General features: G+C 60.6%; 20 protein-coding genes and 1 tRNA gene. 6 read left to right on the top strand and 15 right to left on the bottom strand.

The genetic code is table 11. The features are described from left to right. Nucleotides 1–183 precede the first annotated feature (183 nt). The 6 genes from DNK10_RS03950 to DNK10_RS03925 form a co-directional block, all read right to left on the bottom strand. Complete coding sequence (locus tag DNK10_RS03950; RefSeq protein ID WP_131190641.1) at nucleotides 184–1,413, bottom strand: methyltransferase; 1,230 nt, start codon at nucleotides 1,411–1,413, stop codon at nucleotides 184–186. Nucleotides 1,414–1,446: 33 nt separating this feature from the next. Continuing rightward, on the bottom strand, nucleotides 1,447–2,136 hold the full coding sequence (locus tag DNK10_RS03945; RefSeq protein WP_131179674.1) for an ABC transporter permease: 690 nt from the start codon (nucleotides 2,134–2,136) through the stop codon (nucleotides 1,447–1,449). Next, complete coding sequence (locus DNK10_RS03940) at nucleotides 2,133–2,828, bottom strand: ABC transporter permease (RefSeq protein ID WP_131190640.1); 696 nt, start codon at nucleotides 2,826–2,828, stop codon at nucleotides 2,133–2,135. Before DNK10_RS03940 ends, DNK10_RS03945 begins: the two co-directional genes overlap by 4 nt. A gap of 46 nt (nucleotides 2,829–2,874) precedes the next feature. After that, on the bottom strand, nucleotides 2,875–3,627 hold the full coding sequence (locus DNK10_RS03935; RefSeq protein WP_131179672.1) for an ABC transporter substrate-binding protein: 753 nt from the start codon (nucleotides 3,625–3,627) through the stop codon (nucleotides 2,875–2,877). A 17-nt stretch (nucleotides 3,628–3,644) separates the two neighbouring features. Beyond that, the gene (locus tag DNK10_RS03930) at nucleotides 3,645–4,418 is read right to left on the bottom strand and encodes an ABC transporter ATP-binding protein (RefSeq protein ID WP_131190639.1); all 774 of its coding nucleotides are present in this window, start codon (nucleotides 4,416–4,418) and stop codon (nucleotides 3,645–3,647) included. 271 nt (nucleotides 4,419–4,689) lie between these two features. Beyond that, nucleotides 4,690–5,085, bottom strand: a complete 396-nt coding sequence (locus DNK10_RS03925) for a response regulator (protein ID WP_279635814.1) — start codon at nucleotides 5,083–5,085, stop codon at nucleotides 4,690–4,692. Nucleotides 5,086–5,457: 372 nt separating this feature from the next. On the opposite strand from DNK10_RS03925, the gene DNK10_RS03920 reads away from it, so the two are divergent. The 4 genes from DNK10_RS03920 to DNK10_RS03905 are packed head-to-tail and all read left to right on the top strand — an operon-like array spanning nucleotide 5,458 to nucleotide 11,564. Beyond that, nucleotides 5,458–8,928, top strand: coding sequence for a response regulator (locus DNK10_RS03920; RefSeq protein ID WP_131190637.1), 3,471 nt, complete (start codon nucleotides 5,458–5,460; stop codon nucleotides 8,926–8,928). 1 nt (nucleotide 8,929) lies between these two features. Then, nucleotides 8,930–9,748, top strand: a complete 819-nt coding sequence (locus tag DNK10_RS03915; RefSeq protein ID WP_131190636.1) for a CheR family methyltransferase — start codon at nucleotides 8,930–8,932, stop codon at nucleotides 9,746–9,748. After that, entirely contained in the window at nucleotides 9,745–10,332 is a 588-nt protein-coding gene (locus tag DNK10_RS03910; RefSeq protein WP_131179667.1) for a chemotaxis protein CheB, read from the top strand. The genes DNK10_RS03915 and DNK10_RS03910 overlap by 4 nt, the downstream gene beginning before the upstream one ends. Further along, nucleotides 10,326–11,564, top strand: a complete 1,239-nt coding sequence (locus DNK10_RS03905) for a hybrid sensor histidine kinase/response regulator (protein ID WP_131179666.1) — start codon at nucleotides 10,326–10,328, stop codon at nucleotides 11,562–11,564. Before DNK10_RS03910 ends, DNK10_RS03905 begins: the two co-directional genes overlap by 7 nt. 1,019 nt (nucleotides 11,565–12,583) lie before the next feature. On the opposite strand, the gene DNK10_RS03900 is transcribed toward DNK10_RS03905, so the two are convergent. The 3 genes from DNK10_RS03900 to DNK10_RS03890 form a co-directional block, all read right to left on the bottom strand. Further along, nucleotides 12,584–12,874 carry a HigA family addiction module antitoxin gene (locus DNK10_RS03900; protein ID WP_131190635.1) on the bottom strand — a complete coding sequence of 97 codons (291 nt, stop codon included), beginning with the start codon at nucleotides 12,872–12,874 and terminating at the stop codon, nucleotides 12,584–12,586. 10 nt (nucleotides 12,875–12,884) lie between these two features. Beyond that, nucleotides 12,885–13,163: a type II toxin-antitoxin system RelE/ParE family toxin gene (locus DNK10_RS03895; protein WP_131190634.1), complete on the bottom strand. Its 279-nt coding sequence runs from the start codon at nucleotides 13,161–13,163 to the stop codon at nucleotides 12,885–12,887. Between the two features lie 397 nt (nucleotides 13,164–13,560). After that, on the bottom strand, nucleotides 13,561–14,148 hold the full coding sequence (locus DNK10_RS03890; protein ID WP_131190633.1) for an ankyrin repeat domain-containing protein: 588 nt from the start codon (nucleotides 14,146–14,148) through the stop codon (nucleotides 13,561–13,563). A 646-nt stretch (nucleotides 14,149–14,794) separates the two neighbouring features. On the opposite strand from DNK10_RS03890, the gene DNK10_RS03885 reads away from it, so the two are divergent. Beyond that, entirely contained in the window at nucleotides 14,795–15,076 is a 282-nt protein-coding gene (locus DNK10_RS03885; RefSeq protein WP_244216194.1) for a hypothetical protein, read from the top strand. Nucleotides 15,077–15,212: 136 nt separating this feature from the next. Here the strand turns inward: DNK10_RS03885 and DNK10_RS25825 are convergent, their stop codons facing one another. Further along, on the bottom strand, nucleotides 15,213–15,362 hold the full coding sequence (locus tag DNK10_RS25825) for a hypothetical protein (protein ID WP_165495939.1): 150 nt from the start codon (nucleotides 15,360–15,362) through the stop codon (nucleotides 15,213–15,215). Nucleotides 15,363–15,642: 280 nt separating this feature from the next. Between DNK10_RS25825 and DNK10_RS03880 the strand changes: the two genes are divergently transcribed. Continuing rightward, nucleotides 15,643–15,897, top strand: coding sequence for a helix-turn-helix domain-containing protein (locus DNK10_RS03880; protein ID WP_131190632.1), 255 nt, complete (start codon nucleotides 15,643–15,645; stop codon nucleotides 15,895–15,897). 569 nt (nucleotides 15,898–16,466) lie between these two features. On the opposite strand, the gene DNK10_RS03875 is transcribed toward DNK10_RS03880, so the two are convergent. The 5 genes from DNK10_RS03875 to DNK10_RS03855 all read right to left on the bottom strand — a co-directional run bounded on the left by DNK10_RS03875 (nucleotide 16,467) and on the right by DNK10_RS03855 (nucleotide 21,668). After that, nucleotides 16,467–17,774, bottom strand: a complete 1,308-nt coding sequence (locus DNK10_RS03875; protein WP_131190631.1) for a tyrosine-type recombinase/integrase — start codon at nucleotides 17,772–17,774, stop codon at nucleotides 16,467–16,469. 163 nt (nucleotides 17,775–17,937) lie between these two features. Next, nucleotides 17,938–18,013: transfer RNA gene (locus DNK10_RS03870), tRNA-Phe, on the bottom strand. A gap of 90 nt (nucleotides 18,014–18,103) precedes the next feature. Continuing rightward, entirely contained in the window at nucleotides 18,104–18,376 is a 273-nt protein-coding gene (locus DNK10_RS03865) for an oxidative damage protection protein (protein WP_131179654.1), read from the bottom strand. Continuing rightward, a complete protein-coding gene (gene mutY / locus DNK10_RS03860; protein ID WP_131179653.1) occupies nucleotides 18,373–19,440 on the bottom strand; it encodes an A/G-specific adenine glycosylase in 1,068 nt (355 codons plus the stop codon). The genes DNK10_RS03865 and mutY overlap by 4 nt, the downstream gene beginning before the upstream one ends. Then, complete coding sequence (locus DNK10_RS03855) at nucleotides 19,437–21,668, bottom strand: AsmA family protein (protein ID WP_131190630.1); 2,232 nt, start codon at nucleotides 21,666–21,668, stop codon at nucleotides 19,437–19,439. Before DNK10_RS03855 ends, mutY begins: the two co-directional genes overlap by 4 nt. Between the last annotated feature and the right edge of the window lie 20 nt (nucleotides 21,669–21,688).

The following is a 21,688-nucleotide window of genomic DNA, read 5'->3' as shown; positions in this document are numbered from 1 at the left end:
GGGCGGCTAAGCCGTTTTAGTTATTTTCTACGCAGCGCTTCACGTATTTTGCAAGCGACTGTTTTATATGAATTTTATTTGTGAACAAAAAATGATCAGCTGCCGTTGAGCCTTGCGGGAGGGGGCTTGGCGGCGCTTGCTCAGAATCTGTTAACAGAGTTATCCACAGATTGTGTGCGCAACTCAGTCGCGTTCGGCAAGCAACAGCAGGTTGCGTGGCGTGAGGTGCGTGGGGCAGAACTGGCCGAGGCGCACATCGAAACCCTGTTCCTGCAGGTAGAGCGCGCGGTCGAGCACCAGCCAGAGTTCCAGTGGGCGGCGGAACAGGCCTCGCAGCAATTCCAGGTTGCGCACTTCGGCCAGGCGCTGCCAGCCGGCTGTTTCGAGGCTTGGCCAGTCACGCTCGCCAGGCGGCGGCAACCCTTTCAGCTCGGCCAGGGCATGGCAGTAATCGGCGAAGCTTTTCTTCAGCCAGGCTGATGGCAGCGATGGAGTCGGCAGGTATTCATCCACGCCTCTCAACTCGCGCTGCAGCAGATCGAAGGCCAGGCGCCAGGCCATGGAGTGGTCGCGCTGCTGGCGCACGCGGTTGCCGGCGGTGACCGTTTCGCTCATTGGCAGGCCCAGGTCATCCAGCGACAGGCTGAGGCGTGAGCCGAGGGCTGCTGTGGATAACGCCTGGTAGGTGGTGGCAGCGGTACGGTTGTAGCAGCAGGGCGCGATGGCCAACTGCTGACAACCCGCTGTGCTGGCCAGCTGCATCAGGCGTACGTGCAAGTCGCCGCAGGCGTGCAGGGCTACCGGGCTGTGCTCTGCGAGTATCCGTTCAGCGGCATTGCTGGCGAGCACGTCCTGCCCGATGTGCTGTGCAGTTATCCCCAGGCGTTGGCTCAAGTCGCTGCCGCTGGCGACCAGGGCGGGATCGTATTCCAGGCAGGTCAGCGCCTGTCCGTTGTGGGCGAGCACCCGGCCGAGGTGGCCCTTGCCTGCGCACCAGTCCAGCCAGTGCTGCGGAGCCTGATGGAATTGCAGGCTGTCGGTGAAGGCGCGTATCTGCTGCCATTTGCGGCCCGGTACATCCACTGAAAATCGCGGCGGCAACGCGTGAGATTCGCGTTGGGGCAGGTCGCCAACTTCATTCAGCAATGCAGCCTGGGCGGCCAGCTCTGGGAAGGGGGCAGGCGCGGCCTGCAGGGCCGTTGGCTGATTGTGGGCGGCTTCGGCTTCTTCAAGCGTACGACCGCGCAGCCAGTTGCCCAGCTCGGGGTATTGGCTTTCCCAGGGCAGCACCTGATGGGTGAAGGGCTGCGGTTTCCACAGTGCCTGGTGCGCGCAGAGACAGGCGTCCAGCGCCTGGAAGCGCTGGAGCAAGGCATCGCCACTGAGCGGCTGGAGAGGTTGGGATGAGGTCATGGCGAAAGGCGACGGGGCACTGGCCCCGTCACTTCAACGGCCCTGGCAGGCGTCGACGCGCAGCCAGCGTTCCAGCAGTTTGAAGGCGTTGATCAGCACGAAGGTGATCAGCAGGTAGAACACCCCGGCAGCGAAGAAGCCTTCCACCGGCAGGTAGGTGCGGGCGTTCATGGTGCGGGCCATGCCGGTGAGTTCCAGCAGGGTCACGGTGCTGGCCAGGGCGCTGGCCTTGAGCATCAGGATCACCTCGTTGCTGTAGGCCGGTAGGCCGATACGTGCGGCGCGCGGCAGCACGATATGCAGCATCGATTGCGCGCGCGACATGCCCAGGGCGCGTGCGGCCTCGATCTCGCCTGGCGGCACGGCCTGGATCGCGCCGCGCAGGATCTCGGCGATATAGGCGGTGGTGTGCAGGGTCATGGTGATCACCGCGCACCAGTACGGGTCGCGCAGGTAGGGCCACAGCGGCCCCTGGCGCACCGCGTCGAACTGGGCCAGGCCGTAGTAGACCAGAAACAGCTGCACCAGCAGCGGCGTGCCGCGGAAGAAGAAGATGTAGCCGTAGGGCAGGGCGCGCACGTACCAGTGCCGCGAGGCACGGGCGATGCCCATGGGCAGGGCCAGGATCAGACCGGCGATGACGGCGACGGCGACCAATTCGAGGGTCAGCAGGGCACCGTCGGCCAGGCGTGGCAGCCATTTGATGATGACGTCCCAGTTCATGCCGCACTCCTGATGAAGCCGCGGCTGGCGCGCTTCTCGAGGAAGTGCAGGCCGATCATGGCGAGAATGGTCAGGCCGAGGTAGATGAACGCGGCGACGAGGTAGAAGGTGAAGGGTTCCTTGCTGGCGGTCACGGCGATCTGCGAGCGGCGCATCAACTCGTTGAGGCCGATCACCGAGACCAGGGCGGTGTCCTTCATCAGGATCATGAACAGGTTGCCCAAGCCGGGCAGGGCGATGCGCCACATCTGCGGCATGACCAGGCGCCAGAAGATCCGCGGCTTGGACAGGCCCAGCGCCTGGCCAGCTTCACGGTGGCCCCTGGGAATGGCCAGGATGGCGCCGCGGAACACTTCGGTGGCGTAGGCGCCGAAGCAGATTCCCAGGGCGATGACGCCCGCGGCGAAGGGCGACAGCTCCAGGCTGTCGATACCGAGCAGATCGGCCAGGCTGCGCATCAGGCCGACGGTGCCGAAATAGATGAGCAGAACCCAGAGCAGTTCGGGAATCCCGCGCACGATGGTCGAATAGGTGCCGCCAAGCCATTGCAGCGGCTTGTAGGGCGATGTCTTGGCGAGGGCGCCGAGCAGGCCGAGCACCAGACCGAGGCACAGCGCGGTCAGCGCCAGCTGGACGGTCATCAGGGTGCCGGCGGCCAGGGCCGGGCCGAATCCGGAAAGGTCGAAATTCATGGAAACTCAAGCGCCCGCACCGCCAGAGGCGGTGCGGGCAGGCTGCTTAGTAGATGCTGAACGGGAAGTACTTGTCGTTGATCTTCTTGTAGGTGCCGTCGGCGATGATTTCCGCCAGGGCGGTATTCAGGCGCTCGCGCAGGGCATCGCCCTTGCGCACGGCAATGCCGATCTTGTCGTCGTCGAATACCGGCTCGCCCTTGAACTCGAAGTTCTTGCCGGCGTCGCTCTTGAGCCATTCCCAGTTGACGAAGGTGTCGGCCAGTACGCCGTCGACACGACCCGAGGACAGATCCAGGTAAGCGTTCTCCTGGGTGTCGTAGAGCTTGATGTCGACCACGCCGTCCATGTTGTCTTCCAGCCAGGTGCCGGCGATGGTCGCGCGCTGCGCACCGATCACCTTGCCCTTGAGGCTGTCCTTGTCGCTCTTGAAGTCGCTGTCTTTCGGCGCGATGAACTGCAGCTTGTTGGTGTAGTACGGATCGGTGAAGTCGACGGCCTGCTGGCGCTCTTCGGTGATCGACATGGAGGCGACCAGGAAGTCGAACTTCTTGGCGTTCAGGGCCGGGATGATGCCGTCCCAGTCGGAGGTGACCACTTGGCACTCGGCCTGCATCTTGGCGCACAAGGCCTGGGCGATTTCCACGTCGAAGCCGCCGACCTGGCCGCTGGCATCGATGAGGTTGAAGGGCGGGTAGGCGCCTTCGGTGCCGATCTTCAGTTTGTCAGCAGCGACGGCACTGGTGCCGAAAGCCAGAGTGGCGGCAGCTGCCAGCAGAATCTTTTTATAGCTATGCATGCGTGATTGCTCCGTTTTTAACGATTGCTGGACATGAATTGTTTGCAACGCACCGACTTGGGGTTATCGAACACCTGTTCGGGCGACCCCTGTTCTTCCACCAGTCCCTGGTGCAGGAACACCACTTCACTGGAGACCTGCCTGGCGAAATTCATTTCGTGGGTGACCAGCAGCATGGTTCGGCCTTCATCGGCGAGCGCGCGGATCACATTAAGCACTTCTTGTACCATTTCCGGGTCGAGGGCCGAAGTCGGCTCGTCGAACAGGATGACCTTGGGCTGCATGGCCAGCGTGCGGGCGATGGCGGCACGCTGTTGCTGGCCGCCGGACAATTGGTTGGGATAGGCATGACGCTTGTCGCCAATCCCCACCTTGGCCAGCAGGGCCTCGGCGATGGCGGTGGCCTCGGCCTTGCTCTGACCGAGCACGCGGCGTGGCGCCTCGATGATGTTGTCGAGCACGCTCATGTGTGGCCAGAGGTTGAAGTTCTGGAAGACGAAACCGATTTCGCTGCGCAGGCGGTTGATCTGTCTGCTGTCGGCGGCGACCAGCTCGCCATTTTTCTGGCTTTTCAGCTTGAGTTCTTCACCTGCGACGATGATCTGACCCTGATGGGGATTCTCCAGCAGGTTGATGCAACGCAGGAAGGTCGACTTGCCCGAACCGGACGAGCCGAGGATGGAGATCACGTCGCCGTCACGGGCGGTAAGGGAAATGCCTTTGAGCACTTCGAGGGCGCCATAGCGTTTGTGCAGATTGCGGATTTCCAGCGCGGGCGGGGCCTCAGCCATCAAGCAGTCCTCTTAATTCTTATGCGGATGGGATCCGTGAGCGGCAGGGCTTTGGGCTGCAAACCTAGCATAGGCTCCAGAGGGCGCCAAGGGTGCTGCTGGCCCGCTGCCGCTACGGTTACGGGGGTGTCGCATCATCGCAGTTGCTTGTCGCCCCGCCGCAAAAACAGGGCAATGCAGACTACATTTTCAAAAAGACGCGAACCCTACTCATATCCGCCTCGCAATTCCAGTGCCAATGGGCTGTTTGGCCGATCTGGGGGCAGGACTGTCAGATGCCAAGCATGCCCTGAACCTTGTCGCGCAGGGCATCGAGAGAAAAAGGTTTACCGATGATGTCGGTGCGGGTCGCCGGCTCGCTCTTGTCGATCTCGACGCTTTCCGCATAACCGCTGGCGAACAGAACTTTCAGATCCGGGCGCAGTTGGCGGGCCGCGATGGCCAGCTCCTGGCCGTTCATGCCGGGCAGGCCGATGTCGGTCATCAGCAGGTCGATGTGCTCATCGCTATGCAATATCTGTAACGCCTGTTGTGCCTCGCTGGCTTCGATCACGCTGTAGTCGAGCTCTTCGAGCACTTCCACGGTGAGCATGCGCACCACATCGGAATCTTCCACCAGCAGAATGCGCTGGCCGGTAGGCGATGCGTTGGGAGCTTGGTCTGACACAGCGTTACCTCGGTAAAGGATGGTGAAACTGTGGATCGAGGTAGCGGAGCGGTTAGCCCTGTGTTCGATCGAGTCTCGAAGCCGCATGGGACGGCGGGCCGATTAGCATGGCACGAATCGGGTGCGTGATATGCACCGAGAGCGTGCCGCTGGGCTGAAAATTATCGTATTTACAGATTGGCGTGGGTGGGCGAAGTCTCTGCCGCGCTCGAGAAAAAAATAAGTCGAACCCTGCATCCGCAAGCGCTATCCAAGCGCGCGGGCCGCCGAGCTCTGAGCGTTGGATAAAGTTCAGCCAGCGCATTAACATCGGCCGTTTAGCGAATAACCGTGCAGTTCCATGCATAAGCCAACCGTGGCCAGGGATTTCAGATGACCAACACCTCTTCCATCGATGAGAACAGCTTCAAGCGCATTCTCAGGCGTAACGTCGCCTTGCCGCTTGGCGTGGGGGTGATCAGCGCGATCTTCTTCGTGATGCTGATCGGCTATCTGCTCAATGTGCTTGGCTGGGTGCAGCACACCGACCGGGTGCTCAACAACGCCAATGAAGGCTTGAAGCTGTCGATCGACCAGGAGACCGGCTTTCGCGGTTATCTGCTGTCTGGCGATGCGCGCTTCCTGGAGCCTTTCGAAGTCGCCAGGCCACGTATCAAGGCCGAGATGGAAATTCTCTCCGAGCTGGTCGCGGACAACCCGCTGCAGATCGACCGCCTGCGCAGTATCGCGGCGCTGCAGGACGAGTGGAACGTCTTTGCGCAAACGGCGATCGCCGCCAAGCGCGAAGGCGGCAATTTCCTCGATCCGGTACGCGATGGCCGCGGCAAGCAGCTGACCGACGCCATCCGCGCCGAGTACTCGGATTTCGTCGTCCATGAGCAGCGCCTGCGCAAAGAGCGCAATGACGCCGCCACCAACACGGCCACCATCACCATCGGCCTGTTCCTGCTCTTCACCCTGCTGTTCAGCGGTGGGCTCGCGCTGTTCGGGCGCCGTGAACTGTTGAGCCTGACGAACACCTACGGCACCATCCTCAAGAAGCAGGACGAACACAACGAGCGCCTGCAGGCCCAGGCCTGGTTACGCAGTGGCCAGACCGAAATGGCCGAGCGGCTGATTGGCCAGCAGGCGCTGCCAGTGCTTGGCCGCAACATGCTGGAGTTTCTGGCCAGTCATCTGGGAGCGGCGGTTGGTGCTCTTTATGTGCGTGAAGAGCATGGCGGTTTGCGCCGCGTCGCGTCCTACGGTTTTTCCCGCGAACAGGAGAAGGCCGAGCAGTCGTTCTACAGCGCAGAAGGCCTGGTCGGCCAGGTGGCTCAGAGTCGTCGCCTGCTGACCCTCGATCAACTGCCTGCCGATTACCTCAAGGTCAGCTCGGGTCTGGGCCACGGCGAGCCGCTGACGGTGGCGCTGCTGCCTATCGATAACGATGGCGAGGTCAATGGCGTGATCGAGCTGGGCTTCCTGCGCCCGCTGACCGAACGTGATGGCGAGTTCCTGACGCAGGTCGCTTCGAGTGTCGGTGCCTCGGTCGAGGCTGCCCGCTACCGTCATCGTCTGCAGGAAATCCTCGCCGAAACCCAGCAGCTCAACGAAGAGCTGCAGGTACAGCAGGAAGAATTGAAGACCGCCAACGAGGAGTTGGAAGAGCAGTCGCGGGCGCTCAAGGAGTCCCAGGCGTACCTCGAAACCCAGCAGGCGGAACTGGAACAGACCAACGAGCAACTGTCGTCGCAACGTGATGCCCTGGACGATCGCAACAGTGCCCTGCGCGTTGCCCAGGAACAGCTGGAAGAGCACGCCGAAGAGCTGCAGCGCGCCAGCCGCTACAAGTCCGAATTCCTCGCCAACATGTCGCACGAGCTGCGCACGCCGCTGAACAGCTCGCTGATTCTGGCCAAGTTGCTCTCCGACAACCCCAAGGGCAACCTGGACGCCGAGCAGGTCAAGTTCGCCGACTCGATCTACTCGGCCGGCAACGACCTGCTCAACCTGATCAACGATATCCTCGATATCTCCAAGGTCGAGGCCGGCAAGCTCGACCTGCGTCCCGAAAATGCCAACGTGCTGCGCCTCGCGCAAAGCCTCGAGAGCACCTTCCAGCCGCTGGCCGGAGAGAAAAATCTGGGTTTCAGTGTGCAGGTCGCCGAAGACGTGCCGCGCTCGCTGTACACGGATCGTTTGCGTGTCGAGCAGATCCTCAAGAACCTGCTATCCAACGCCATCAAGTTCACCGAGCAGGGGGCGGTCAGCCTGAGAGTCAGTCGTGTCGACGATGGTGTGTCGTTCGCCGTGCACGACAGTGGCATCGGCATTCGCGACGATCAGCAGGAGTACATCTTCGAGGCCTTCCGCCAGGCCGACGGTACCACCAACCGACGCTTCGGCGGCACCGGTCTGGGCCTGTCGATTTCCCGCGATCTGGCGGTGCTGCTGGGCGGCTCTATCAGTGTTTCCAGCGTGCCGGGGCAGGGCAGCGTATTCACCCTGGTACTGCCGCAGAATTATTCGCCGCTGGATACCGAGAGCGAGATGGTGCCTGCAGAGCCGGCAACTGTCGCTCGTAGTTACGCACCGCGTGCGCCCGAGCCGGTTAAGGATGTTGTGGAAAAAAGCATCCCGACCTTTCCCGACGACCGCGGCATGTCGGTACTGGGTGGCCGTTGCGTGCTGGTGATCGAGGACGAACCGCAGTTCGCCCACATCCTCTACGACCTGGCCCATGAGCTGGATTACCGCTGCCTGGTCGCCCACTGCGCCGAAGACGGCTTGAACCTGGCGACCACCCATCATCCCGACGCCATCCTGCTGGACATGCGTCTGCCGGACGTTTCCGGCCTGTCGGTATTGCAGCGCCTCAAGGAGAACCCGGGCACCCGGCATATTCCGGTGCACGTGATTTCCGTCGAGGACATGGCCGAGGCCGCGCTGCAAATGGGTGCCGTCGGTTATGCGTTGAAGCCCGCTACCCGCGACCAGCTCAAGGGTGTATTCAGCAAACTCGAGGCACGCCTGACACAGAAGATGAAACGCGTGCTGGTGGTCGAGGACGACAAGCTGCAGCGCGACAGCATCGCTCGGCTGATCGGTGATGACGACATCGAAATCGTCGCCGTCGAGTGTGGCGAGCAGGCCCTGGAGCAACTGCGCCACCACATCTTCGATTGCATGATCATCGACCTCAAACTGCCGGACATGCAGGGTGACGAGCTGCTGGCACGCATGGGCAGCGAGAACATCCGTTCCTTCCCGCCGGTGATCGTCTACACCGGGCGCAACCTGACTCGTATCGAGGAAGCCGAGCTGCTCAAGTATTCGCGCTCGATCATCATCAAGGGCGCTCGTTCACCCGAGCGGCTGCTCGATGAAGTCACCCTGTTCCTGCACATGGTCGAGTCGGAGCTGTCCAGCGAACGGCAGACCATGCTCAAGACCGCGCGCAGCCGTGACAAGGTGTTCGAGGGCCGGCGCATCCTGCTGGTCGATGACGACGTGCGTAATATCTTCGCCCTCACCAGCGCTCTGGAGCACAAGGGAGCCCAGGTCGAGGTGGCGCGCAATGGCCGCGAAGCCATCGACAAGCTGGACGCGGTGAGCGACATCGACCTGGTGCTGATGGACGTGATGATGCCCGAGATGGACGGCTACGAAGCCACCCGGCGCATCCGCGAAAACCCGCGCTGGCGCAAACTGCCGATCATCGCGGTGACTGCCAAGGCGATGAAGGACGATCAGGATCTGTGCATGAAAGCCGGTGCCAACGATTACCTGGCCAAGCCCATCGACCTGGATCGCCTGTTCTCGCTGATCCGCGTCTGGTTGCCGAAGCTGGAGCGCATCTGACATGCACAACCGTACGCAGGATATCGAGCTGCGTCTGCTGATCGAAGCGATCTACCTGCAATACAGCTACGATTTTCGTGATTACTCCGGCTCTTCGCTGAAGCGCCGGATGGTGCACGCCATGCGCCAGTTCGACTGTTCGAGCATCTCCGCCTTGCAGGCACGGATCATTCACGACCCGGCAGCGTTCATGCAGCTACTGCAGTTCCTCACCATCCCGGTCAGCGAGATGTTCCGCGACCCGTCCTACTTCCTGGCGCTACGCCAGGAAGTGGTGCCGTTCCTGCGCACCTATCCGTCGCTCAAACTGTGGGTGGCTGGCTGCAGCACGGGTGAGGAGGTGTATTCCCTGGCCATTCTGCTGCACGAGGAAGGGCTGCTGGAGCGTTCGATCATCTACGCCACCGACATCAACCCACACTCGCTGGACAAGGCCAAGAGGGGCATCTTCCCCATCGACAGCATGCGCCTGTACAGCGAGAACTATCAGCGCGCAGGAGGCAAGGGTTCGCTTTCCGACTACTTCACGGCGGCTTACGACGGTGCGCTGTTCGATCGCTTCCTGTGTGCCAACGTGACGTTCGCCGACCACAGCCTGGCCACCGACAGCGTGTTCTCGGAAACCCAGTTCATCTCCTGCCGCAATGTTCTGATCTATTTCAACAAGGCCCTGCAGGATCGTGCCTTCGGGCTGTTCCACGAGTCCCTCGGCCACCGTGCCTTTCTCGGCCTGGGCAGTAAGGAAAGCCTGGATTTCTCGGCCTATGCCGAGCGCTTCGAAGCGCTCAACCGGCAGGAACGGTTGTTTCGCAAGCTATGAATACGCAAGCACAGACACTCGACGCGATAGTGATAGGTGCATCGGCAGGCGGCGTCGAAGCGCTGTTGACGCTGCTCGAGGGGCTGCCGGCCGACTACGGTTTACCGCTGGTGGTGGTGCTGCACCTGCCCGACAGCCGTGAAAGCCTGTTGCCTGTCCTGTTCGGCCAGCGTCTGGCTCTGCGGGTGAAGGAAGCGCAGGACAAGGAAGCGCTGCAGCCGGGAACGCTGTATTTCTCGGCGCCCGGTTACCATCTGGGCATCGAATCCGATCGGTGCTTTTCCTACAGTCGCGATGAGCCACTGCACTATTCGCGGCCGTCGATCGATTACCTGTTCGAATCGGCCGCCGATACCTACGGCGCCAACGTGATGGGCATACTGCTGACCGGCGCCAATCAGGACGGCGCCATCGGCCTGAGCACAATAAAACAGCGGGGTGGTGTGACCGTGGTGCAAGATCCGCAGGAGGCACAGGTTCCGAGCATGCCCGAAGCGGCGCTGGCACTGCATCGTCCCGATTACATTCTTTCTTTGCGGGGGATTCTCGCATTGTTAGCCGAACTGGACTCACGCCCATGCTGAGTAGCACCGGATGCAAACTACTGATCGTCGATGACCTGCCGGAAAACCTGCTGGCCCTGGAGGCGCTGATCCGCCGTGATGGTCGCGAGGTGTTCAAGGCGCAATGTGCCGACGACGCGCTGGTGCTGTTGCTCGAGCACGAGTTTGCCCTGGCCATCCTTGACGTGCAAATGCCCGGCATGAACGGCTTCGAGCTGGCCGAACTGATGCGCGGTACGGAAAAGACCAAGCACATTCCCATCGTCTTCGTCAGTGCCGCCGGCCGGGAGATGAACTACGCCTTCAAGGGCTACGAAAGTGGTGCGGTGGACTTTCTCTACAAACCGCTGGATATCCAGGCGGTGCAGAGCAAGGTCGCGGTGTTCGTCGACCTGTACCGTCAGCGCAAAGTGATGACGCGACAGTTGGAGGCCCTGGAGCAGGCACGCAAGGAGCAGGATGCGCTGCTCGGCGAACTGCGTGCCACCCAGGGCGAACTGCAGCACGCGGTGCGCATGCGCGACGATTTCATGTCGATCGTCTCCCACGAGCTGCGCACCCCGCTCAACGGCCTGATCCTCGATACCCAGTTGCGCAAGATGCACCTTTCCAGGGGCAATATGGCGGCCTTCAGCGACGACAAGCTCAAGGCCATGTTCGATCGTGACGAACGACAGATCCACAGCCTGATCCGCCTGATCGAGGACATGCTCGACGTGTCGCGTATCCGCACCGGCAAGCTGTCGATCCGTCCGGTGGATTTCGATCTGGCGCAGACCGTACGCAACGTCGCGGAAAACTTCGCCCAGCAGATGGAAGTGGCCGGCTGCGAATTGCAGCTCGACTGTGACGAAGTACTGTGCGGCAGTTGGGATCAGTTCCGGGTCGAACAGGTCATCAGCAACCTGCTCAGTAACGCACTGCGTTACGGCGCGGGCCGCCCCATCGAAGTGCGCGCGAGGGCCGAGGATGATGGTGTGCGTATCGACGTGCGCGACCACGGTATCGGTATCTCCCTGGAGAACCAGCGGCGCATCTTCCAGCAGTTCGAGCGCGCCGTGAGCAGCGAATCGGTGGCGGGGCTGGGTCTGGGGCTGTTTATCTCCGAGCAGATCGTCAAGGCGCACGGTGGGAGTATCGAGGTGCAAAGCAGTCTGGGGCAGGGCTCGCTGTTCAGCTTGTGGCTGCCGCGCGGCAAGCATGCAGATATGGATTGCGCTCACTCTGCCGGCAAGGTCGAAGCTAAGGAGTAAAAAGCCGGAAGCCGGGCAGTGAGCCAACCCACAAGAACCGTTCTGAGTATGCAGATTAATCCACCACGGGCCTTGTGAAACAACCCGAGCGACGGCGTATGCATTCCCGTAGGGTGGGTCAGGGCGGTTGCCATCCATCCCAACGCGCTGTAACCCACCAGGTGATCTCACCGTTCCATCGCAAAATACGACGCGCCCACACAGGGAATCCAAGGCGACCCGGCTGTGGGCCACTGCGCGAAGTCACGTCAGCCTCCTCGCCGTGGGAGTGCGGCTCCACGCGCGCTCGAATGCTCGCCATCTCCGGCCCCGCCCTGGGTATCGCTTCGCTCAAGCAGCCTACGTGTCGCTGCAGGATGACTAACGTTTCTCTGGATTGGATCTTCCCGGGTCTTGTACGGGGCGCTGGGGACGATCCGGTTCGTGGGGAGGTACAGTGGGCCGAATCGGGGTGTCCGGTTCGTCGATACCGGAGCCCGGATCTTCGTTGCCCGGATCGTTGATCGGGTCTTCTTGGGGGTCGACCGGTGGAAACGTCGGGTCGTTGGCGGCGCTCGAGACAATATGCATGGCTGGCTCCTGCTACGTTCAGGCTCGGCACGAAGGGCGCGAGGCCTGTCCATTTTTGAGGGGCACCTTGCTGGCGTGTTCAGGCTGTCGGCTGGACGGTACTTTTTGACAGGCAATAAAAAACCGGCTCAAGGCCGGTTCTTTAATTTTCTCTGATGATGCTGGCACCACCTGAGAAGGAAGGTGGTGCCAGGGACGGAATCTAAAAAATAGCCGTAGACTGCTTATATATAGGGTTCTATTCGATGTAATTGTCGGCTGTATACCTTTCCGTATACCTAAACGGATGCTTACCCCGGTGCGATCTCTCTCTGAGCGCTGAAGAGGATTATTCTGCTACCTGCCCCGCCGCTGTCAAATGAGGCATCCATGCCCGCGCCCAGGGCAAAAGTCGTTCAGCCTAGAGCGGCGATATGCTTCACTCGATCAACTCCTTGTCGGTGATACGGTCACGCTGCGTGGTGATAGAGGCGCTTGACGACTGGCTGGTCGCGCTGCTCGGCCTGCCACAGGTCATAGCTCGCCTGCATGGCCAGCCAGTGGCGAGCCTGGCCAATACCGGCGCGCTCCAGACGTACGGCCAGGTCGGGTGTGATCGAGGCGTGGCCGTTGAGCACCTTGGACAGTTGAACCCGCGAATAGCCCAAGGCCGTGGCGAAGTCGGTGATCGTGATATCCAGCTCGGGGAGCACGTCCTCGCGCAGGGTTTCCGCAGGGTGCGGTGGGTTGTGCATACGCATGGCAAGTCCTCTAGTGGTAGTCCTGATAATCGACCAGTTCGGCGTCCTCACCGATGAAGCGGAAGGTCAACCGCCAGTTACCGGAGACGCGCACCGACCAGTGGCCAGCCAACTCGCCTTTCAGAGGGTGCAAGCGCCAGCCGGGCAGATCCATGTCGGCGGCCTGGGTCGCGTCATTCAGCGCGAGCAGTTGGCGAGACAGGCGTCTGGCATGGTCAGCCTGGATGCCTTTCGTCTTGCCGGTCGTGAAAAAGACCTCAAGCCCTTTGTGTTTGAATGTCTTGATCATGAGGGGATTGTAAACAACGTGTTTACGCTAATTCAAGGCATCTATGTAAACAGACTGTTTACAGATCGAAACGCGCTGAAGTAGGTTGCGGTGGGCCTTCTGGCCGGCGCATCGAAAGACACGCCAGGCAGCGTCGTTGTTAAATCATGATAAGGTCTTAAGCCATATCAGCGGCGTGAAACATTAGGTTTTCTGAACCTTGCGCGTTGTGCCTGAGATGCTTCAGTCACGCCTTTTCAACGGCTAATTGTTAAGTTTTGATAAGTGGTCATAGCGGCTCAGCAGCACAAACCCCGAGGTGTTCTCAGGTACGAACGCCATTTCAATCTGCGCAGAACAGCCTGCCAGAAACCGCCCGCTACTGGCGGCCTAGCGGGCGTAGTACCACCCGTTTCGTTTATGCCTGACCCAGTTCCTGAGCTGTCTTTGCACCGTACCGTCGAAGCAGGAACAGATGATCCGGCCTACGCACACCGTACTTGATCGCCATGCGATCCAGCCAAGTCAACCAAGCGTCTTCGGAAGCCTTGTCGGTCTCGGATGGCTCTTCCGGTGGATAGATTGAATCCACTTCAGGGTTGTTCACCATCCATGTCATGTAGCGATAGTCGAACTCGGCCCAGTCGTAGAAAATTTCTTCCTCTCCGAAACCACCTACCCCGTTTGGGTCTGCGCCCGCCTCCAGTAGGAGCTGAAGCAGATCCATGTCCATCGCAAGGCCGGCCGGAACCAACGCCGAGTGGCGATCTTCCCCGAGGTAATTCGGATCGGCACCTAGCTCGATCAGCAGGCGCGTCATAGCCACCCGGAAAGGAGCCGGCGACTCGATCAGCAGAGAAGACACGATTTCCTGGAGCAAGGTATCGCCAAAGCGGCCGGTCACGTTAAGTTCGGCCCCCGTGGCAACGAGCTCCTTGACGTGTGCAAAGTCGCCCTGCACTGCGGCGTCATAAACAGCTTGGCTGGCTGCTGGAAAGCCTTTCATGGAAGCATCCTTATCCTGATGGCCGTCCTGACTACAGGAACATGGCGAAGTAACAATAAGGTTGAAGGGGAAGCACTTGCCGGCATGGCCCGATCCATATACCTCGGGCCTTTGTCTGGCCGTTAGCGAAGGCTAGAAATCTTTCGCTAGCCGCTGGCGGCACCAGGCAGCGCTGGTAAGGGGGCACGGGACTCTGCGGAACAGATTGCCCAGTGGGGAGCACTATAGATCACTGCGCCCTGCCGGTGCAGGCCGAGCGATTGACCATTCTACGGCTACCGGCCTACCATCCGCTCGTTGCCGTCAATCCGGCGACCGACCTTGGCCGGTCGCATCTCTCTAGGTGCATAGCGCCCATCATGCGAATGCAAGCGCTCTGACCGCTGTTCGTTATGGCGGCTGTGCGCGGGACACCTTCGTGTGTGCCGGGTGCCTAGAGTCCCGGTCGGCCAACCCGCGTACAGTCGCCACCCTCACTTGCTTGGCCGCAAGCGGTGGCGGCTCCTCAACTCTAGGAGCTTCACCCATGAAACGAATCCGTAATCCACCTCTCGAGCGCATCATGCTGGGCATACGTCTGTGCAGCTTGGCCAATCCTTCGCCCTGCGTCCAACAAAGGCGATGGCCGCCGCTGCAGGAGGTCTCCATGACCAGTAGCCAATCACTTACAAGCGATGGAGCATTTGCCATCCGCGCCGATCTGGACAGCATTCAACTATTCGACGCCGCCTCGAACCGGCACCAACTCGCACTCGACGTACTGAGTCTACTTGCGGGGGCCGATGACCTGGGTAGCCCTGCAACCACCAACCTGGCCGGTACTTTTGACGCCATGCGGTTGTTGCTGGACGATGCGGCTGCCTTATACGCAGCCGCTTATGACCACCAGCGCGGCCTGGAAGCGAAGAAAGCATTGCCAAGCGACTGATGCAAGGGTTTCATCGCGGGGCTTGAACGGTTCCGCCCTATAGGCGAAACCCATTCGCCATCGTCACCGCAGTGATGACGAAAATAGTTCGCGCTCTACCAGCAGACATTACCCAAACTATCTCTGGATAGGCCGTTCAGGCAATCCGCAACAGGGTACGAATGGCGGCCAACTCGGCGGCGGTCGCAGCCTGGCCGCTGGCTACGATCCTGTCAGCCCACTGGGCGCCGCCCAGTTCCTCGCCGCGCTCGACCAGATGACCGAAGCGCTCGAAGGCCCTCTCCAAGTCACTGACCATAGCAGGATAGAAGGGGCCTCCGTCGAAGCAAATCCTCAAGCGCCCTGAGGCAGAACGTTTAACCGCATACCGAGCACCAGGCCGGCATATATCGATTAGTCCCGAGACGGTATCGACCAGGTAGGACTCCCGTAGTCGTCGTGCCACCCATTTCCCTAACTGCAGCATGTGCGATCTCCCTTGGATCGCACATGCTACCTAAAACCCGTTTTGGGATAAACCTAAAACAGGTTTATCTAGATTGCCGGCTCACGATCCGGTATCCCCCATGAAAACCATTCACTCCGCGCCCTACCAGCGGCTGCTCGCCTTGCTGATAGAAGCGCGCAGGGACGCGGACATGACGCAGCAGGAATTGTCGGCGAGGCTGGGACGTCCACAGTCGTTCGTGTCGAAATTCGAGCGTGGCGAACGCCGGCTAGATGTCATCGAGTTTCTGGAGGTGGCACGCCACATTGGCACTAATCCCTACAATCTGCTGTTCCAGGTGGAGCCCTTGATGGGGCAGCCTTCATCGACATGATGGTGACATTGAGTGGCGACTGATGCGCAGGGGAGAAGGTAAGGACAGATTGCAGCACTGACCACTCCGCGTCGGCAGTACCAAGGCCAGTACACGGGCGCGGTCAGATCTGAATCTGGTATTCGACTTATGCTGAATTAAGAATCCGAACTTTTGGGCGGGTGGATAAGTAAAAGGTTTTCAGATGAAGAAGGCAACCCAACCTCCTGGCGGCCTGACTGTCGCTAACCGGTTGGTTTCAGCCTAGGAAGGCTTTGTGACCTCTTGATGATGGAGTGCGTTTTTTGATCGGAGGGCGGCTGCCGGAGGGGGGGCCGCGGCGTGTGGGGGGATCCCTCCAGCCAGCCCTGTCTCCCCCACCCCAGAAGCGATATATCTGATAGGGCTTTTCCCCACCTCTGGTTTTTCGAGCCAAGCCTTGACTGTTTTATGGTCGGGCAACCTTGGGCCGATGAACGAATAAGCAAATTTGTAGGGCAGCGGTTCTAGCTTCACAGACTCTAGAAATTCATCGACTAGAAAAGATATTGCTTCTGATGGCTGTTTTTCTGGGACTTCTTCGTTGACGCTCATGCCTGCTTAGTCCGAGCAATGTTCGCACCTTTTGGACGGGCATAATCGAACGGGGTAACTGCCTTCTGCTGGTTGGCGACCAAATAACTGCTCCACCAGTTGAGCATCAACCTACCCTCCTCCAAGTGTTCTGCTCGATGGATATACGCAGCTCGTACACCATTGCGTTCCTTGTGGCTCATCTGTCGCTCAACGGCGTCACGCGACCACAGGTTGGACTCCACCAAGGCAGAGCAAGCCATGGTGCGAAAGCCATGGCCGCAAATGTCTTTCTGCGTGTCATAACCCATGCGACGAAGAGCGGCGTTGATGGTGTTTTCGCTCATCGGTTTACTGGCCACCGAGTCGCTGGGACATACAAGCTCGCCGTCTCCGGTCATGGCTTGAATATCGCGCAGAATTGCCAGGGCCTGGGGTGATAATGGTACTAAGTGCTCATCCCCCATCTTGCTGCCGCGAGTGGAATGCTTCACGCCGGGTAAGGCGACCCGTTGCGCAGGGATAATCCACAAAGCACGGTCGGGATCGATCTCTTTCCAGCGTGCGAAGCGTAATTCGCTGGAGCGGATAAAAACATGCAGGCTCAGGAGCATGGCGAGCCTGGTTAGAGGCCTGCCCGAATAGCCTTGCAAGCGCTCCAGAAGCTCTCCAAGGCGCTCCAATGGCAAAGCGGGGCGATGCTTCGTCTTTCGCGTTGAAATCGCACCAGTGAGGTTCTGGGCTGGGTTGTAGTCGATCAGGCCGGTCTGTACCGCATGACGCATGACGGCACACGTGCGTTGTTTGAGCCGTGCGGCCATGTCCAAGGCATTGCGTGCCTCAACGACATGCAAAGGAACCAGCAGATCGCGGGTCTTGAGGCTTTCCACCGGCAGGTTGCCGAGGGTGGGGAACAGATCGACTTCCATCTCGCGCAGGATACGTTCGGCGTGGGCTGGCGACCACTTGCCGCGCTTTAGCTGAGCCGCGTGCCATGCACGGGTCACCTTCTCGAAACTGGTGATGTTGTTGGTCTGAGCTTGGGCGCGCTTGCCGTGTTCGATAGGGTCGATTCCCTGGGCGAGCAGCTCCTTGGCTTCGCTGCGTTTGTGGCGAGCCAGCTTGAGCGATAGCGCCGGATACTGGCCGAAGGTCATTAGCCCCTGTTTTCCGGTGGGGCGCGTGAATTTGAAGCGCCACACTCGAGTGCCTGTGGTCTTTACCAGCAGGAACAGTCCTTGACCATCGAATAGCGAATAGTCCTTGTCGCGCGGCTTGGCAGCCTCGCACTTCGGGTCTGTCAGCGGAGTGGTGGGGCGCGCCATAGGTATACGCTCTATATCGAATCGGGCCGTATACCGAAACATATACCTAAAGCTTGGTGGGGTTGTGTAGATGCATGTGAAATCATGCAGACACAAAAAAACCGCCTAGAAGGCGGTTTCTCTGGCTTTCCGGTTCATGCATGAGCATGTGGAAATATAATAATGGTGCCCAGGGACGGAATCGAACCGCCGACACGGGGATTTTCAATCCCCTGCTCTACCGACTGAGCTACCTGGGCAACGGGGCGTATTAGACGTTTTTAGCTTTTTGGTGTCAAGCGAGTTTTTGGAAAATATTTAAATATTCCGGGCGCTTACGTTCTCAGGCCTTATTCGCTGGGTGGAACGTAGCCTTCCGCTTGGGCGTAGTCTTCGCCGGAGAGGAACTTGTCCATCTCGGCCTGCAGGAATTTACGATCTTCGGCGTTCATCATGTTCAGGCGACGTTCGTTGATCAGCAGGGTCTGGTGTTTCTGCCACTCATCCCAGGCTTGCTTGGATACGTTCTGGTAGATGTCTTCGCCTTTGGCGCCAGGGTAGGGCGCGCGATCGAGTGCGGGCAGTTCTTTTTTGTGCTTGCGGCACATCACGGTGCGGGTCATGCCATTTCTCCTGTGTTCAGTGCTTCGGCCGCGCGTTTGAGCAGTTTCTTCACCGGTGCGGCGAGCCCCAGGCGCGGCGGGGTGGCGAGGTTATACCAGAGCCAGTCGGCCTCGGCCACGTAACCGGGAATTCCGTCGACTTCGATCAGCCAGGGTTCGATGGCCAGTTGGAAGTGGCTGAAGGTGTGGGTCAGGCTGTCGAGCTTACGGCGTTCGCCGAGGCGCAACTGGTGCTGATCGGCAAGCGTTGCCAGGGCATCGAGGTCGTCCAGTTCGGGCAGGCTCCACAAGCCGCCCCATAGTCCGGTCGACGGGCGTCGGTAGAGCAGGATGGCGCCATCGCGGTTGGCGAGGATCGGCATCAGGGTGCGTTTCTGTGGCAGCTCTTTGCGCGGTTTGGCGATCGGGTAGCGGATTTCCAGGCCGAGCAGGTGCGCTTCACAGCCGTTCTGCACCGGGCAGAGCAGGCAGGTGGGCTTGCTGCGGGTACACAGCGTGGCGCCGAGATCCATCATCGCCTGGGTGTAGTGGTTGACGCGTTCCTCGGGCAGGAACCGCTCGGCCACGGCCCACAGCTGTTTGGCTACCTTGGGCTCGCCCGGATAACCTTCCTGAGCCACATAGCGGGCCAGCACGCGCTTGACGTTGCCGTCGAGAATCGGCGCGCGCAGGCCCATGCTCAGGCTGGCAATGGCGCCTGCGGTAGAGCGACCGATGCCGGGTAGTTCGGTGAGCGCTTCGACATCGCGGGGGAATTCGCCGCCATGGTCGCGCATGACGATCTGCGCGGTCTTCTGCAGGTTGCGGGCGCGGGTGTAGTAGCCCAGGCCCGTCCACAGGTGCAGCACTTCGTCTTCGGGGGCCTCGGCCAGGTCGCGTACGGTGGGCAGTGCGGCCATGAAACGGTCGAAGTAGCCGAGCACGGTGCTGACCTGAGTCTGCTGCAGCATGATCTCCGACACCCACACGCGATAGGGTGTGATGTCCTGTTGCCAGGGCAGATCCTTGCGTCCGTGCACGTCGTACCAGTGCAGTACCGCGCTGGAGAATTGCTCGGATGTCATCGGTTGAACAGACCCTTGAGTGCGTCTTTCAGCTCGGGGCTGACTTTGTCACCGAGCTTTTCTTCGAGTTTTTCGTTGATGCGGTCACCGGCCAGTTTGGCGGCGACCTTGCCCATGCCTTCCTGATCCAGGCGGCAGGCCTTGGCGCCCAGTTCCAGTGGGCCGCGGCAGTGCAGCGGCCAGGCGATGCCAACATAGCGATGATTGACCTCGCAGGCTGGGTCGGGCATTGCACGCTGGTCGCCTTCGATGGTGATGCCGACCCGGTAGTCCAGGCCCAGCACACGCAGGTCGAGGGCGCCTTCGCCGGTCACGCTAAGGCCCGGAATGCGCGCTTGCAGATCCGGGTTGCTGGCCACACCGTTACGGATGTTGAGGCTGCCTTGCAGGCGCTCGAACGGAGTGTCCTTGCTGCGCGGTTCGTTGCTCAGCGCTTTGCGGTTGAGGGTGGCGATGCCGCGGCACAGCTGCTGTTCGAGGTTGGCGTCGACCAGCACGCCGTCGTTGAGCAAGAAGCTGGCGGTACCGTTGAGGGCGTCTACCCAGGCTTTCTGGCTGTTGCCGCTGGTGGTCAGGTCGCTTTTCAGATTGAGCAGGCCCTTGATCGGCGAGGGGCGTTGCTCATCCTTGAGGAAGGGCTCGACCGGGATGTTGCTCAGTTGCGTATGCAGACTGAGAACCGGCACGGCTGGACGCACGTCGGCATCGGCCTTGAGAGTGAAATTGCCGTTGCCGAGATTGCCGCGCAGCTCTTCCAGATTCAGTGCGCCGCCCTGAGCGCGAGCCTTGAGGCTGACCTTGTCGAGCGACTGTTTTTGCAGTGTCAGTTGGTCGAGGTTCAGGGTGGCTTGCAGGTCGAGCTTGCGCAGTGTGGTGATCGGCAGCACTTCGTTCGAGCTCCAGGCTTGCTGGGTCGGAGCATTGGGCACTGGCGTGCTGCCGGCTTGCCCGGCGTTGGCGACGGTTTCACGTACTTCGGCCTTGCGTGCGGTATCGCTGTCCTTGGCGTCCTTGGGCGGAGCCGGAAGGTAGCGGTCGAGGTTCAGGCGATCACCCTTGAGCTGCACGCGCAGTGCCTGCTTGGCGACGTCGGCGACGGCAATCCTGCCGGTGAAGGTGCTTTCGTCGAGCTTGAGGGTCAGCTCATCGAGGGACACACTATTCGGCGTGCCGCCGAGCTGGGTCACCAGTTCGAACTGCGTCAGGGTCTTCTCGTCGCCCATCGGTGGTAGTTTCTGGCCGAGGCTGGCGAGGAATTCGCGCAGATTGACCGGTGCGACGGACAGACCGCCCGACAGCTTCGGAGCGCTTTCCAGGTCGCGGACTTTCAACTCGCCCAGTGCGCGCAGCTGGTTGGCCGAGAGCTTCAGACCGTTCCACTCGGCAACCTGGGCAGCCAGGTCGACCAGCAGTTGGCCCTGTGCGGCGTAGGTCAGGGTCTGGCCGTTGAACGGCTCTCCGGAGGCTTCACCGGACAGGCGCGCATCTTCCAGTTGATAGCGCTTGAGCGCGCGGTCGAAGCGCAGTTCGCCCTGCAGTTCGCTGCGTGCGCGCATTACCGGTTGGTTGCTGCCGAAGAAGGCGCTGAGCTTGATCGGCACACCGGCGCCTTCGCGAATCGCGCCGGTGGTGAGCTGGATGCTTTCGGCGTTGAATTGCTGGCCCTTCTGCGCATCGTGGTAGTTCACGCGGGCGCCGTTGACGATCAGGCTGTCGATGTCCAGCTTGATCGGTTGCGCGCTGCTTTCCTGGGCGGGTTTGGATTCTGGCGGCTGCGAGTCGTTTGCAGCCGTCTGCTGGGCCGGGGTTTCGCCCGGCTTGGCGGCGGGGCGGCCGACGTCTTCCCAGTTGCCGTGACCATTCTCGTCGCGCTGCAGGTCGAGATTGAGGCCATCGACGCGGATGTCGCTCATCTGCACTTCCTTGCGCAGCAGCGGCAGTACGCGCACCGACAGGCCGAGCAGGCGCAGGTTGGCGAAGGGTTTGTCCGGTGTGCTGGTGCTGGCGAGCGTGGCATCGGTCAGCTCCAGGCCCAACCATGGGAACAGGCTCCAGCCGATATCGCCGTTGAGAGTCAGCTCGAGGTTGGCCTTGTCCCGTGCCAGCTGGCGGATTTCATCCTTGTAGTCGTTGGGATCGAACAAGTGAGTCAGGGCAAAGCCCAACGCCACGATGATCAGCAGTAGTCCGAGGAAGAACAGACCCAGGATTTTGCCGAGCGCTTTCATGGACGAATCCTATGCAGTGA

The organism is Phytopseudomonas daroniae (genome assembly GCF_004327275.1).
GTDB lineage: Bacteria > Pseudomonadota > Gammaproteobacteria > Pseudomonadales > Pseudomonadaceae > Aquipseudomonas > Aquipseudomonas daroniae.
Note: the sequence above shows the minus strand (reverse complement) of the source record. Positions and strands in the feature narration are given on the sequence as shown.

Bases quoted from the DNA above. Each gene is read 5' to 3' on its own strand.
- DNK10_RS03900 (WP_131190635.1), bottom strand. From the start codon at position 12,874: ATGCGTATGCACAACCCACCGCACCCTGCGGAAACCCTGCGCGAGGAC.
- DNK10_RS03940 (WP_131190640.1), bottom strand. From the start codon at position 2,828: ATGAATTTCGACCTTTCCGGATTCGGCCCGGCCCTGGCCGCCGGCACC.
- DNK10_RS03895 (WP_131190634.1), bottom strand. From the start codon at position 13,163: ATGATCAAGACATTCAAACACAAAGGGCTTGAGGTCTTTTTCACGACC.
- DNK10_RS03855 (WP_131190630.1), bottom strand. From the start codon at position 21,668: ATGAAAGCGCTCGGCAAAATCCTGGGTCTGTTCTTCCTCGGACTACTG.
- DNK10_RS03915 (WP_131190636.1), top strand. From the start codon at position 8,930: ATGCACAACCGTACGCAGGATATCGAGCTGCGTCTGCTGATCGAAGCG.
- DNK10_RS03890 (WP_131190633.1), bottom strand. From the start codon at position 14,148: ATGAAAGGCTTTCCAGCAGCCAGCCAAGCTGTTTATGACGCCGCAGTG.
- DNK10_RS03865 (WP_131179654.1), bottom strand. From the start codon at position 18,376: ATGACCCGCACCGTGATGTGCCGCAAGCACAAAAAAGAACTGCCCGCA.
- DNK10_RS03905 (WP_131179666.1), top strand. From the start codon at position 10,326: ATGCTGAGTAGCACCGGATGCAAACTACTGATCGTCGATGACCTGCCG.
- mutY (WP_131179653.1), bottom strand. From the start codon at position 19,440: ATGACATCCGAGCAATTCTCCAGCGCGGTACTGCACTGGTACGACGTG.
- DNK10_RS03880 (WP_131190632.1), top strand. From the start codon at position 15,643: ATGAAAACCATTCACTCCGCGCCCTACCAGCGGCTGCTCGCCTTGCTG.
- DNK10_RS03945 (WP_131179674.1), bottom strand. From the start codon at position 2,136: ATGAACTGGGACGTCATCATCAAATGGCTGCCACGCCTGGCCGACGGT.
- DNK10_RS03950 (WP_131190641.1), bottom strand. From the start codon at position 1,413: ATGACCTCATCCCAACCTCTCCAGCCGCTCAGTGGCGATGCCTTGCTC.
- DNK10_RS03930 (WP_131190639.1), bottom strand. From the start codon at position 4,418: ATGGCTGAGGCCCCGCCCGCGCTGGAAATCCGCAATCTGCACAAACGC.
- DNK10_RS03935 (WP_131179672.1), bottom strand. From the start codon at position 3,627: ATGCATAGCTATAAAAAGATTCTGCTGGCAGCTGCCGCCACTCTGGCT.
- DNK10_RS03885 (WP_244216194.1), top strand. From the start codon at position 14,795: ATGACCAGTAGCCAATCACTTACAAGCGATGGAGCATTTGCCATCCGC.
- DNK10_RS03910 (WP_131179667.1), top strand. From the start codon at position 9,745: ATGAATACGCAAGCACAGACACTCGACGCGATAGTGATAGGTGCATCG.
- DNK10_RS03920 (WP_131190637.1), top strand. From the start codon at position 5,458: ATGACCAACACCTCTTCCATCGATGAGAACAGCTTCAAGCGCATTCTC.
- DNK10_RS03875 (WP_131190631.1), bottom strand. From the start codon at position 17,774: ATGGCGCGCCCCACCACTCCGCTGACAGACCCGAAGTGCGAGGCTGCC.